The 15166-nt window shown below is 68.5% G+C and carries 1 protein-coding gene (only partly in view); it reads right to left on the reverse strand.

Annotated elements, in window-relative coordinates:
* Nucleotides 1–15163: the start of a WXG100-like domain-containing protein gene (locus AORI_RS68275; RefSeq protein WP_476692322.1), read on the reverse strand. 20552 nt of this gene lie to the left of the window's left edge; only the first 15163 of its 35715 coding nucleotides appear in the window; it begins with the start codon at nucleotides 15161–15163; its stop codon lies beyond the left edge, outside the window.
* Between the last annotated feature and the right edge of the window lie 3 nt (nucleotides 15164–15166).

A 15166-nucleotide genomic window follows, 5' to 3' on the forward strand; every position in this document is an offset into this window, starting at 1 on the left:
CCGCCCGCCGCGCGTCGTCGAGCTGAGCCCACTGAGTTCCTTCCGCGACCCCGGCGAAGGTGAGCGGCGACCGGCCGGGCGTGCGGACCTGCAGGTCGTAGACCGTGCGGTACCGGACCACGCTGTCCTTGTAGGAGCGGGTGACCGAAAGACCGGACTCCCGGGCGCTCGTGGCCGTCCGGCTCTTGCCGTAGCCGACTCCGATGGCGGGGCCGCCTCCCGCGCTGACCATGCCGTAGTCGAAGCCCGGCCCACCGGCCAGGGAAGCGGCGATGTCCCGGCCGACGGTGCTCGACGCCGTCTTCGAACCGGTTTCGGCTTCGTGCTCGCGGAACTCGGCGTCCTCGATCGTCTCCAGGTACGCGACCTTGCGGGCGACGGCACGCATCTGCACCTTCTGCGATCGCGAGGAGACGAGGCGCTTGATCGGATTCCCGCCTCGCACCAACGCGTGTGAGGTCACCCAGCCTGTTTCAGGGTCGGCGTGCGGAGTCACCGCGATGTCCGCCAGATGGGTGGTGATGCTGCCCGTGCTGAGGAACTCCCGCAGCACCTCTCGCGATTCGTCGTTCAGTTTGCCGAGCCGGGCGAGCACCTGATCGAAGATCTGCCGCGACGATCCCCGCTTCACCGTGAGCGATTCGGTGGCCGACGGAGGCAAGGCGTCGGGCATGGGAACGATACGGGCTTCTTCGCGCAGTCCTTCCGGAACACTGAACTCGGCCGCGATGGGCTTGCGCAGCGAGCTGTCACCCGGGTGCCTGACGCTCAGTTTGCCGTCATCGCTCCGGTGCTCCTCCGGCTCGACGATCACCGTCATCGGCACCCTGACCGAGCGCGTTCCCCGGTAGCCGCTCTCATCGTTCGCCGGTCGCGCCGGAAGCGAGACACTGAGCTGTTTGGATGCGCTCAGATCGTGGCCGTGCCGGCGGCTGGTGGCGACGGCGGTCGGTGCCGAGACGACACCCGTGGCGAACAGGCCGGGGACCATGGGAGTGAAGAAGATCCAGGTCGTCCGCGGGTTGGTCTTCGTCTCGGTGCGCGCGCTGCTGCTTCCGGCGCCTGCACGGGTCGCCGCTTTCGTCGTCCCCGTCCGGCTCGCCGTCGTCTGCTTGGGCCAATGGAGTTCGTCGACCCTGATCCGGACGGGCCTGCCGCCCATGGTGAACACCCGGCCCTCTCCGAAGAAGGAGGCCGCGTCGGTGCCGAACGCGTGCTCGAGGTCGGCGAGCTCCGCCGCCGTGGGTGCCTTCGGGGCGAACGAGCGGGCCGACTCGACGACCTGCTCCACTTCCTCGGTCCGGTTCAACTGCGTGGAGATCCCCGGTGCCTTGCCGCGGCGGAAATATCCGGGGATCGTCCGCGCGATCCCCGGCAGCGCGCGGGTTTCCGTGCCGGAAGCGGGCTGCGGCGCCGGGGCACCGCTGGCGTCGATGACGGGCGCTTGAGAATCCGAAGCGACCGGAGCACCTGTCAGCCCCGCCTGCGGCTGTGTCTGCGACACCACGGGTGGCTCGGCGAGGCGCGGTCCGAGGTCTTCCAGTTCCACGGCGGTGGACGCCATGGCGGCTCGTGGGCCCAGGTGGACCGGTTGTTTCAGCCCCAGGCGAGGAGCGCGGGAAGGAGCCGGCAACACGTACGGGGCAGGTTTCTCCGCTCCACCGGGTTCCTTCCAGAACCACCCCGCACCGTCCTTCGCCAGCCTCAGCATGGGGACACCGTCGAGATGCACGAGCCTGCCCACCCGCGCGGCGGGACGATCGGGCTGCTGGTCGGCCGCCGTCCCGAACCACACTTGATCCTGGGGGTAGGCGACCCGGACTTTCAGCTGGTCCGCCAGGCGCGCGGCCAGCTCCGGCAGGCCGGGCAGGGCGCAGAGGAACAACCGGATCGCGTCCGTCCCGTTCCACCCGGCGTCCCGGAGTGCCTCCACCACGGTCTCCGCGTCCGGCACGCGCTGATCCGTGATCACCAAGCCGAACACCCCGGGTTCGCGCGGCAGCCACCGTGCCGCCTGCCCCGTCACCGAAGCCGTGTCGCCCAGGACCAGCCCGGCCTGGACACGTCCGACACGATCGCCCACCGGCACCAGGCTCCCCGGCTTCACGGTGGACCGCGGCCGAGCTTCCTGCTCGGGCGTGCGATCCTCCGGCGTGTTCGCGACTTCGCGCGAACCTCGCCCGGAGACCGGCTTCGATCCGCCACCCAGGACGCCATTCCCGCGGCGCGGGCCCACCGCGTCGGCCAGAACGGAGGCCAGCTCGTCAGCGAAGACTTCCGCTCCCTGCGGGTCCCGGGAAAAGCGGCGAAGTTCCCAAGCGACCAGATCGATCGCTGCTTCGTACCGGGCCTGGTGCAAGCGATGCTCCCGCGGGGACGGCCCGGTGGATCGCAACGGCTCCTGGCTGTGCCTGTTCACCAGTTCGCGAGCCCGCCCGAAGACCGCGTCCGCGCGATCCAGCCCGGCCAACCCCGCACGCGCCTCCTGGAGATCGGACCGCCACGCCCACCGCGGATCGTCGACATCCTCGTGGACGACCGGACCGAACAACCCACCTGGAGGCCGCTGCCCGGCCACGCGGAGCCGCGCGGTACCGATCCTGGGGTCTCCTGACGGCACCGCACGAGCCTCGATGTCCACCCTCGCCAGCAGCTTCCTCGCCGGCACCGCGCCCGCGCCCGACCGGTATTCCGCCAGCCGGGATCGCACCGCCGACTCCGCGAGCGAGCGCACCTGGCTCACCACCGTGCCGGGATCTCCCTCCGCGACGTAGAGCACTCCTCGCACGCTCGGCAACGCCCCGCGCCGAGCCTGTACCGCGGCATCGACGAACCCTTCCAGCATCGAGCCGATGACTCCGCCGTCGAAACGCGACAACATGCCGGCGTCGCTCAACCGCCCTTCCCACTCCGTCCGGGCGACCCCTCGCAGCTGACGCACGACCCAGCCGTCCACCAACCCGCCGGACATCGACGCCACGTCTTCCTCGAGATAGCGGTACTCCCCCTGCGCGTCCACGGCATTCGCGACGGTGTCGGTCCAGGCGCGTACCCACTCCACGGGCGCCGGATCCAGCTCCACCTGCTGCCGGACCAATTCCAGTAATTCCGCCGGAAGCTGCCCCAAAGGCGTTTCGCGAAGAAGGATCTTGACTTCCTCGCTCAGCTTGCTCTTTCGCAGCTCGCCGAAACTCAGCCACCTCGCGATCCCACGCTGCAGCAGGTATTCGCGCAGCGTCCGCGGCCCGGACTCATGCGTCGCGGGCCGCCATCCCACGACGTCCGGCGGAACACCGTGAGCGGAGCTCGGGACACGCGCACGCACCGGTCCGCTGCCCGAGGATTCCCCCACCCGCGGCGGAGCCTCGGGCCGGCTCCCGCCCGGCAAGGTGACCGGCAATGTGACAGAGGTTCGCGAGGTGCCGAGTTTCGTCGCGAGTTCCTCGGCCAGCCTCCCGGCGTCGTGTTCGGACAACCCGTCGGCCAGGTACCCCGCGACGATGTCCTTCACCGCGTCGTTCAGCCGGACAGCGTCCGCATGCTCCGGCCCCGGACTGTGGGTCCAGACCGGCACCCGATGAAACCGCGACACAATACGCGTAGCCCGATCAACGAACGGCCGGACATCCTGCACGGGCAGCTTGCCGAACTGCCGCGAAAGCCCACCACCACCATCCACCCAAGCACGAGCCCCCTCAGGATCCGACGGAATCGACGGCCACAACGGCACCGCCCCCACCGGAGCGATATCCGCGGAACCGAAAGAAACCGACTGCGCCGACGAAAGCCACTCCGGCAAGGTCTCCAACATATTGTCGAAATCGAAATCCCCCATGTCGAACACCCCAGCACCATACGGATCACCCGTATCACCCACCCAACCGGAAGAATACTCGTCACCGATTTCCGGCACCCGCGACACTCGGTCCGCCGAGCCATGTACCGCGTCGCCGACGACGTCGCGATCCGCAGGAGAACCAAGGCCGCCCGATTCCGCAAGGGGCCGAGCGGGCGCGACAGGCTGGCGCACCGCCTTCATCCAGTTCTGGACCGATTCGCGCCTGAGGAGCCCCTCACCACCAAGAGCGAGAATGTCTTTCGGCTGATAACGCCACCGCCCTTCGCTGCTCTTTTCCGCAGCCAGGCCTTGCACCCACGCCCGCAGCCAAGCCACCGAATTGTTGTTCAGCTTCGTGGCGGCCCTGTCGAAAGAAATACCTTTAGGAAGAACCAGGGTGTCCAGGTAGGCCCGCAAGGTTTCCGGACCGAAGTCGTCGTCCGAGCCTGGCCGCCACCGCGTCACATCCTCCATCGTCGCGACAGCCGCCAGGCCGGATTCGCCCGGCTCCGGGTGCGACCCTCCTACCTGAACGCTCTCCACCCCGGCATCGACCGCAGCCTTGCGCGCCTCTCTGATCCAAACTCTGACGGTCTTCGCGACAAAAATGCCCTCTCCACCAAGAGCGAGAACGTCTTCCGGCTCATAACGCCACCGACCTTCACTGTCTTTTTCCGCGGCCAGGCCCTGCACCCACGCCCGCAGCCAAGCCATGGAATGATTGGTCAGGTGCCCCACAGCAGCCCTGTCGAAAGAAATGCCCACAGGAAGAACAAGGGTGCCCAAGTAAGCCTGAAATGTTCTCGGCCCGGCCGCATCGACTGAATCCGGGCGCCACCGCACCACATCCTCCATCTTCGCGACACCGGCCACGACAGCAGAGGACGACTCCGGCCGGCCCACCACTTCGTCAAGAGCGGGAGAATCGAGACCGTCCGATTCCCCGGGGGGCTGCTGAGCGGGCACGACAGGCTTGCGCGCCGCGTCGATCCATCTTTGGGTTGTTCTGCGCTTGAGGAGCCCCCCACCAGCAAGAGCGAGAATTCCGCTAGTCGAGTAAAGCCACCGGCCTTCACTGTCTTTTTCCGCGGCCAGGCCCTGCACCCACGCAAGCAGCCAGTCCCGAGCAGCATCGTTCAGCTTCGTGAGGGCCCTGTCGAAGAAAACACCCTTGGGTAGGGTCACCGTGTCCAGATATGCCCGCAATGTCCTCGGGCCGACCGCATCGTCTGGATCCGGCCGCCACCGGACCACATCCTCCTTTTTCGCGGCAGCCGCCGGCGCCAGGTGCGCCCCTCCCACCCCAGCACGCGCCGCTCCGGCATCCGCCACAGCCTCGCGCGCCTCTTTGGTCCAAACTCTGACGGTGTGGGGGTTGAAAAGCCCCTTCTCACCAAGAGCGAGAATTTCGCCAGGTGAGTAACGCCACCGGCCTTCGCTGTCTTTTTCCACAGCCAGGCCCTGCACCCATGCCCGCAGCCAAGCCATGGAATTGTTGTTCAGCTGCGCCACAGCGGCCCTGTCGAAAGAAATGCCTATAGGAAGAACAAGCGTGTCCAGGTAAGCCCGAAATGTTCTCGGTCCGGCCGCATCGACTGGATCCGGCCGCCACCGGACCACATCCTCCATCTGTGCGACAGCAGTGAACGGCTGTGGCTCTGACCGACGCGGCGACTCACCAAGGTCAGCAAGCCGCGACTCATCGGAAAGACCAGCACCGGTTTCCGCGCCACCAGGAAGAACGGCAGGCGCGGTGCCGAGTTTCGTCGCGAGTTCCTCGGCCAGCCTCTCAGCGTCCTGCTCGGACAGTCCGTTCGCCAGATACCCCGCGACGACGTCCTTCACCGCGTCGTTCAGCCGGACAGCGTCCGCATGCTCCGGCCCCGGACTGTGGGTCCAGACCGGCACCCGATGAAACCGCGACACAATACGCGTAGCCCGATCAAGGAAAGACCGAACCTCCTGGACGGATCCCTCGCCGAACTGCCGCGAAAGCCCACCACCACCATCCACCCAAGCACGAGCCCCCTCAGGATCCGACGGAATCGACGGCCACAACGACACCGCCCCCACCGGAGCGACATCCGCGGAACCGAAAGAAACCGACTGCGCCGACGAAAGCCACTCCGGCAAGGTCTCCAACATATTGTCGAAATCGAAATCCCCCATGTCGAACACCCCAGCACCATACGGATCAGCCGTATCACCCACCCAGCCGGAAGAACGCTCGTCACCGATTTCCGGCACCGGCGACACTCGGTCCGCCGAGCCAGGTACCGCGTCGCCGACGACGTCGCGATCCGCAGGAGAACCAAGGCCGCCCGATTCCTCAAGGGGCTGAGCGGGCGCGACAGGCTGGCGCACCGCGCTGATCCATTTCTGGACCGACCTGCGTGCGAGCAGCCCATCACCACCAAGAGCGAGAATGTCACGACTCGGGTAACGCCACCGGCCTTCGCCGTCTTTTTCCGCAGCCATGCCTTGCACCCACGCGCGCAGCCAGTCCCGAGCAGCATCGTTCAGCTTCGTGGTGGTCCTGTCGAAGAAAACGCCCTTGGGCAGGGTCACCGTGTCCAGATAAGCCCGCAACGTTCTCGGGCCGACCGCATTTACCGGATCCGGACGCCACCCCGCCACATCCTCCTTTTTCGCGGCAGCCGCCGGCGTCAGGCGGGCCCCTCCCACCCCAGCACGCGCCGCCTCGGCCTCAACCGCGGCCCCGCGCGCCTCTCTGATCCAACCTGCGACGGTGTGCGGGGAAAAAAGCCCGTCACCGCCAAGAGCGAGAATTTCTTTCGGCTTATAACGCCACCGGCCTTCGCTGTCTTTTTCCACGGCCAGGCCCTGCACCCACGCCCGCAGCCAAGCCATGGAATTGTTGTTCAGCTGCAACACAGCAGCCTTGTCGAAATAAATACCTTCAGGAAAAGCAAGGGTTTCCAGGTAAGCCCGTAATGTTCTCGGCCCGGCCTCATCGACCGGACCCGGCCGCCACCGCGCCACATCCTCCATCCGTGCGACAGCAGAGAACGACTCTGACTCCGACCGACGCGGCGACTCACCAAAATCAGCAAGCCGCGACTCATCGGAAAGACCAGCACCGGTTTCCGCGCTACCAGGAAGAACAGCCGGCGAGGTGCCGAGTTTCCTCGCGAGTTCCTCAGTCAGCCTCTCAGCGTCCTGCTCGGACAACCCGTTCGCCAGATACCCCGCGACGACGTCCTTCACCGCATCGTTCAGCCGGACAACGTCCGCATACTCCCGACCCGGATTCTCACTCCACACCGGCACCCAAGGAAACCGCGACACGATCCGCGCAGCCTGATCGAGGAAAGGTCGACCCTCCTGGACAGAACCCTCGCCGAACTGCCGCGAAAGCCCACCACCACTCTCCACCCAGGCACGAGCACCCTCAGGATCCGACGGAATCGACGGCCACGACGGCACCGGACCGATATCCGCGGAACCGGAAAGACCCGACCGCGTCGACGAAAGCCACTCCGGCAAGGTCTCCAACATATTGTCGAAATCGAAATCCCCCATGTCGAACGGCCCAACACCATACGGATCAGCCGTATCACCCACCCAGCCGGAAGAACGCTCGTCACCGATTTCCGGCACCCGCGACACTCGGTCCGCCGTCGTCTCATCCCGCCGGTTCGCTCGCGCCGACAGATGCGGAAGGTCTTCAAAGTCATCCGGCTCGTTCGCGTCACGACGAGAAGCCTCCCGCCCCCGCGCCCAGGCATCCTCCGCTTCCTGCCTCACATCGGCAGGAACACCCGAACCGTGCGCCACGTCACCGATGACATCGCGATCCGCAGGAGAAGCAAGCCCACCCGGTTCCTCAAGGGGCTGAGCGGGCGCGACAGGCTGGCGCACCGCGCTGATCCATTTCTGGACCGACCTGCGTGCGAGCAGCCCCTCACCACCAAGAGCGACAATGTCACCAGCCGAGTAACGCCACCGGCCTTCGCTGTCCCTTTCCACAGCCAGGCCCTGCACCCACGCCCGCAGCCAGTCCCGAGCAGCATCGTTCAACCTCGTGGCGGTCCTGTCGAAGAAAACGCCCCTGGGCAGAGTCAACGTGTCCAGATAAGCCCGCAAGGTTTCCGGACCGAACTCGTCGTCCGAGCCCGGCCGCCACCGCACCACATCGTCCATCGTCGCGACAGCAGAAGACGGCCCCGGCTGGTTGGCCGGCTCGTCACGACCAGCGGAACCCGGCTCGCCGGGGAGAGCGCGGCCGGTTTCGGCGCCGCCTGGGAGGGCGGTCGGGGCGGCAGGCGAGGTTCGCGCGGTGCCGAGTTTCGTCGCGAGTTCCTGAGCCAGCCTCTCAGCGTCCTGCTCGGACAACCCGTTCGCCAGATACCCCGCGACGAGATCCTTCACGGCATTGTTCAGCCGGACAGCGTCCGCATGTTCCGGGGCCGGGCTCTCGATCCAGACCGGCACTCGATGAAACCGCGACACGATACGCGTCGCCCGCTCCTCGAAAGACCGAATTTCCCGGGCGGGTCTCTTGCCGAACTGTTGTGGTGAAAGCCCACCACCACTGTCCACCCAGGCACGCGCACCCACAGGATCCGGCGGAATCGACGGCCACGCCCCAACCGGGGTGGTGTCCGCGGATCCGGCGGGGATCGTGTGGTCGAACGTGTCGTGCAGGCCCGTGGCGGCCTGATCGAGCCAAGCCCGCCAGTTCTGCCGCGAGGTACCGGCCGGAGCCGCGTACGCGCCCCGGAATTCGGTGAGGAACTCCTCGTTCAGCCGGGCGGTCACCGAGGCAGGAGCCACCGTGCCGGGGTGGGCGGCACGCCAGGCGTCGAACTGCTCGGTGAAGGCCCGCTGCGCGGCGCTGAGCGCCTCGGCCGGGGGGCGGGTTTCGGGTTCCTCGCCCGAGGTTCGCAAGCGCGTGTCGGGGCCTGCCGGCGGGGCGTTGGCCTGAGCGACGTGCTGATCGCGCGTGGGGTGTCCGGAGTGGACGTCGTGGAGTTCTTCGACCAGATCGCGGAGCCCCTGCTCGGCGACGGTGATGGCGCGTGTGTCCCCGGAGGTGACCGCGTCGGTGTACTTGGTGATCGCCAGCTGGACGTCGGGGTTGTGCGACAGTTGGAACAACTCGTCCTTGGGCGAGGAGTAGTACACGACCTCACCGCCGCCGCCGGAGCGTCCGGCCCGGTTCTGGGCCTGCACGTCGATGTCGCGGGAGATCTCCGAGTGCGCGGTGATCCGCACCACCAGATCGCCGGCGTCCTTGGCCTCTTTCGTGGTGGTGATGTCGACCCCGCGGGCGCCCTGCATGTTGATCACCAGGACCTTGCCCTTCGCGCCGGCGGCGTCGATGACCCGCTTGAACTCGTCGTCGAAATCGACGCCCTTCTCCAGCTGCCATTTCGCGTCGATCGCCTCGTGGGTGACACCGAGCTCACTCAACATGCCCGACACCATCGCGACCTGGTCGTTGCGGGTCGCCAGAATCAACTGTGGCTGGCGGGTACCCTCGGGGCCCTGCATCGCCTGGACGTCCTGGGCCAGCTGCCGCAGCTTCGCGGCCTCGTCCGCGGCGACCACGTCATCGGAGATCTTCAGCCGCGACTGGTAGTACCGCGGAATGTCCTGCACGACCGGCGACATCCCCTGTTCCGCGAACTTGTCCCCGTGCCCGTTCGCCGTCCCCGACGCGCCCGTCTTCTGTCCGTACTCCTTCTTCGCCAGCAACTCGTGCGCCGTCACGACCTTGTTCCCGGCGGAGTCACTCCGGACCTCCAGGCCGTGTTTGAACTCAACCGCCTGGGCCAGCCCGCCGTTCCACCGGCTCTCCGAACTCGTCGCCGGATTGAACATCACGTTATGTGTCGTCTGGTCGATGATGTAGATCTTTCCGTCGTGCAGGACGTAATGCACGTTCTCCTGGTATTCCCAGCGAGCGGCGGCGGCCATGTTCAACCGGGTCACCTCGTCGTCGGACAAGGTCCGTCCCAGCAGCAGTTCCACCTTTTCCCGCCCCGGTTCGGTCAGCCGGGCCTGACCACCCGCCTGCCCTTCCCTGCGCCCGAAATCGGCCTCGGTCAACCAGCCACTGTCGATTCCGTCCCGCACCAGATCATGCGCCGCCTGCACCTGACCGATAGCTTCCGGCGAAGCCGCTCCCTGCACTCCATCGCTCAGAATGTATTGCGCGTTCGAGTACACCAGCGCCTCGTCGATCTCGTCGATGCTGACCGTCAACAGCATCGGGTCTTCCTTCGCCTGCTGCCCCGGCAACGTGTCGTGCCGCAAATAGGTGAACCCGACGTCCTCGGCGGTGCCCAGATACACCGTCGGACGCCCCTCCCGCGGCCCCGGCGGCGGGTTGTCCTGGTCCAGCCGGTGTACATCCACCCCGAGGTTCTGCAGTAGGTCCACGTACACCGGCATCTCCCGGTCCGCCAGGATTCCCCGGGTCGTGGTCACCTGCACCCCGTCCACCCCCGGCCGCATCGCGTTCACCGCCGCATGCGCGAAGAACAGCCAGGACTTTCCCTCTCCCGCGGCCATGTTCACCACCCGGCCCTCACCGAAGGCATGTACGGCCGACACCTGCGTCCACCGCAACGCGATCCCCTTGCTCCGCCGGATCAACTCGAAAACCGCCGCGAACGCGTCCGCCTCCGGCCCCCGCCCGTACAGGTCCTTCAGCTCCGGCTCCGACAACTCGGTCAGCCGCCGGTGCCGCGGAACCTCCGGCCCCGACCGTGCCGCGATGTCCCACAACGTCCGCGCCGCCTCCGACGCCTTGTTCGCACTCGCCAACCAGCCCTCGTACGCCACCGCGTCCGTCGCGTGCTGCACCCATCCACCGCCGCCATCCGGCACGAACACCCGTGGCTCGCTCAGCCATTTCCCGTCGCCGTCCTTCAACTGCCGGTACGCCACCACCTCCTCCGCACCGCCGTGGTGATCGACCACGCGCTCGCTCTCCGGCGGCAACATCGCCCTCGATCCGTCGGCAAGGGTCATCACACCGGCCTCACGCACCTCGGCCTCGGTCATCTTCTGCGCCCGGACCTCGCCCGGCTGCGACCGCACAGGTGACCACGTGCCGTCCAAACCCCGCTCGACGCTGCCGCCTTCGTCCAGCGCCACATACCGCGCCTCGCCGCCCCCGTCGAACACCGCCCGTGCGCCCCCCGGCACCACCACCGGCCCCCCGGTGCCTTGTATCTCCCCGGGGCTCTCCGCCCGATACCACCCGTCCTCACCCCGCGCCCACGACGTTCCCAACCCCGCCAACCGCTCCGGCCACACCACCGTCCCCGACGGACCCGACACCACCACCGGCCGAACCGGATCCACCCCCGGCGGCGCCACCCCCGCCTCACCCACGGTCTCCCGGATCGTTTCCTCGATCCCCACCAGATCCGTCGGATCCAGGCGGGCGCCCGGGCCCTCGACGGAGCCGCCGAGCCGCACCGGCTCCGATGGCCGCCCCTCCACCCCGATGAACCGCAGCAGCTTCCCCACCGCCGCGTCGGTGTCCCCTGCCCGCCAGGACAGCTGCCCCCGCTCCGCTGTGGTGCCCACCTCGACCGGCACCGGCCGCGATCCGTCCCGCTCCCATCCCGCACGGGGTGGCGCCTCCGACGTCCGCGCGTCGATCACCACATGCAGCTGTTCCCCGCCGGGGAGGCGGTGCCTGCCGTTGATCCGCTCGTCCAGCATCCGCTGCATGTCGCGTGCCAGACCCCGGCGCGCACCCGCGTCCACCTCGTCCGGCTTCGACACCAGTTCCACCGGCACCGACAGCTCGCTCACCCAGCGACCCGGCGCCACCTCGGCTCGCCGCATGTCGAACCGGATCTGTGAGATCAGGGGCTCCGTGTCCGCCGCGGTCGAGAGATCCCGTCGTTCGGCCCGATGCCTCGTCGGCGGAACCGACTCCCGCACCGCATTCCAGTCCGCGGCCGTCACGAACTCCGCCGGGCCGTCCAAGCGTCCGTCCTGAGCAGACCTGATCACCTGGTCCGGTCGGGTCGATCCCAGCTGGGCCGCCACCAGCGCGGCCTGGACGTCCCCCGTGTCGACGCCCGAGCCTGCCCGCGACCGATCATCACCTGCCCTGCCGCCCGGCTTGCTCTCCGGTGCTCCCACGACCTGTGGCACGTCACCCGGGGCCCGCAGGCCACGCTGCGCCGCGACCGACTCCGCACCAGGACGGACACTCTCACCGGACGGCCTCGCAGGCTGCGGCCCATCACCCTTCGATTGCGGCGCAGCAGGCCCCGACTCAGTCCGCGGAGGCTGCGGCCCATCGCCCTTGGGTGGCTGCGCCGTGGGCCCCGATTCCGTCCGGGCGGCCTGCGAACCTTCACCCCTCGGCGGCTGCGCAGCAGGCCCCGACTCAGTCCTCGGAGCCTGGCTCCCGGCGGCCGGCGCGTCACCCCGCAAGAACTGCTGGGTGGAAGACCCGCCACGCCCATCGGCATCGCGCCCCGGTATCCGTTCCACCCCGGCGGCCTCCGGGCGGGCACCCTGTCCGGACGCCGGGCGCGCGGCATCGCCGGCCCCCGGCTGGGCCGCTGCGGCATCCGGACGAGGTGTCTGGTTCGCCGCCGGCTGACCGGAAACGGGCGCCGGACGACCGTTCTCCACCACGACAGGCTGGTCGGTGTCCGGACGCACGCGCTGGTCGGCGTCGCCGGAAGCCGGCCTGCTCTCCGTGGGCTGTTCCTTGGCCGGTCCGCTCTCGTCGACCTTCGGCGTATTCGAATCGGGCACGGGATCGGTCTTCGGCCCGGAAGGTGGCGTCGGGCTCTCGGCCTTCGGCGCCGGGCCGTCCGTCTCGGGGACGGACGGCGAGGGCGTGCCCTCTCCCGGACGTCCCACCGGCGGCTGTTCCCCGATCGCTCCAGACTCCCCCGGCTTCGGCGCTGCCGGACCGCCGGTGGTGTTCGCCTGGCCGGCCCCAGGCTGCGTGACACCCTGCGCTCGACCGTTCTCACCCGCGGCGAGCGTGCCGCTTCCCGACTGCGCCGGACCACCGGCCGTGTTCGTGACGGCCTGCCCGGCCACCGGCCCCCTGCCCTCACCCGTACCGGGTTGGCCTGGGGTTCCGACAACCGGCTGAGCAGGCCCGCCTGTGGTGTTCCCGGGCGACTGAATCACCGAAGATTGCCCCGCCGCCGGACTCTGTGATCCCGTACCCGGCTGAGCAGGACCGCCGGTGGTATTCGCCGGCTGGCCGGACGCAGGCTGCGTGACACCCGGCACTCGCCCGTTCTCGCCCGCGGCGGGCGTGCCGCTTCCCGGCTGCACCGGACCACCCGCCGGGTTCGCACCAGCCTGCCCGGCCACCGGCCCCCTGCCCTCACCCGTACCGGCCTGGCCTGGGGCTCCAGCCCCCGGCTGAGCAGGACCGCCAGTGGTGTTCCCGGGCGACTGAACCACCGAAGATTGCCCCGCCGCCGGACTCTGTGATCCCGTACCCGGCTGAGCAGGACCGCCGGTGGTATTCGCCGGCTGGCCGGACGCAGGCTGCGTGACACCCGGCACTCGCCCGTTCTCGCCCGCACCCGGTGTGCCGGACGTAGTGCTTCCTTGCTGTCCGGGGCCGCCAACGGTGTTCCCGGAAGGCTGGTTCGCGGCCTGCCCGCGCCCGGCTTCACCCGCGACCGGCTGACCCGATTGCGCGGGACCGGCCGAGGTGGCCGGCTGTGCGGTCGCGTTCGACGAGGGCGCGCCGGGCATTCCCTGCGCGCCGTTGGTGGTGGTGGCACGGCCGTCGCTGCCCGCCGTGACCTGGCCATTGCCGGCAGCGGTTGCGGGTTGCGCGGTGCCGGATCCCGAAGCCGGGCCGGTGGTCGTACCGGCCGGGCTCGTCGAGACCGGCCCGCCGGTGGTGGAGGTGGCCGGAGGGGCGATGGTGGCGCCGGGATCGGCGGTGAACAGCTGGCCGAGTGGACTTCCACCGCTGCCGCTGACCGGCTGCCGCACGACAGCGGGCTGCCCGGTGTCCGTCTGAGTGCCGGGAGTCGTCTGGGTGCCGGGAGACTGTGCCTCATCGGCCCCCGCCACCGGGCCGCGACCCCCCGCCGATTCGGTGACCGGGGCCGCCGCGTCTTCAGCGGCCGGCGGAATCACCAGCGCCGGCCGGACGTCCTTCTTCTCACCCGCATCCGGGACTCCCTGCTCCTCCGAATACCGCGGTGGCGCCTCGGACTCCACATAGGACGGTGGCCGCGACGACACCGGCCCCTCATCACCGACATCGCCCGGCTTCTCCGACCCGCCCGATGCGGGCTTCTCCGGCGCACCGGGCAAACGCAGATCGACGTCCGGGACATCGACCCGCATCCCGCCCTCGCCACCCGCCCCCTCCGGCATCCGGGGCCGCCCGAATCCCGACAATGCCCCCAGGGCCCCACCCCAGAACGCGTCGGGATTGTTCAGCACCGTGTTGATGATCGGCGTGCTCCACAACACCGAAGCGACCTGACCACCCGCATACCCCACCTGCCCCCAGATCACCATCCCCCGCGGAATCTTCGCCCCGAGGTCCCTCGCCGCCGACTGCGCCACATGCACGACCACCCGCGCACCACCGGTCATCACCCCCGACGCCGCACCGCCGATCGCACCACCCACCGCCGCCTGCCACACCGCCTTCCCGTCGATCTCGTCCCGCTGACCGTTGTTCTGCTGGCCCACCTGCGTGAAGTAGTCGATCGACGTCATCAAGCCCGCACCCACCGCCGCGGACGTACCCACATCGATCGCCGCCTGCTGGGCGAACGGCGCGATCCTCACCAGCGCCTGCTTCAACCCCTCCCACGACAGCTTCTCCAGCCCCAACGTCGACAACTTCGCCAGCAACTGCTGGATGATCATCCGCATCGTCAACTGCGTCGCGGCCTTCACCGCCGGGATCATCCACGAAAAAATCAGCGAAGCCGCCAAAAACGCGATCTGCGCCACCGCGAACACCGCGGCCGCGATCAACAGAATTTGCGCCTTCTCCACATTCGCCGCAGCGGTCTTCGTCGTCTTGGCCAACTCCCGCGCGTACGCCGCCAGCTGATCCAAAGACTTGGCGATGGTCGCGTTCAAGTACTCCACCATCGCCTGCGCGTACTCGCCGTCCATCGACCGATCCAGATCAGCCGCCCGCGACCGCACCCCCGCCGCGAAATCCTCCGCCACCGGAGCGAAATCGGACCAAGCCTGAGACATCGCCCGCATACTCCGGACATTGCCCTCAGGCCACTCCATCCCCACCATGATCTTCAAGAAATTCTGCAGGGCTTTGGGCGGCTTCGCAGGCCCATCGCCGGACTCGAACACCACCCA

The organism is Amycolatopsis keratiniphila, assembly GCF_000400635.2.
Lineage (GTDB): Bacteria > Actinomycetota > Actinomycetes > Mycobacteriales > Pseudonocardiaceae > Amycolatopsis > Amycolatopsis keratiniphila.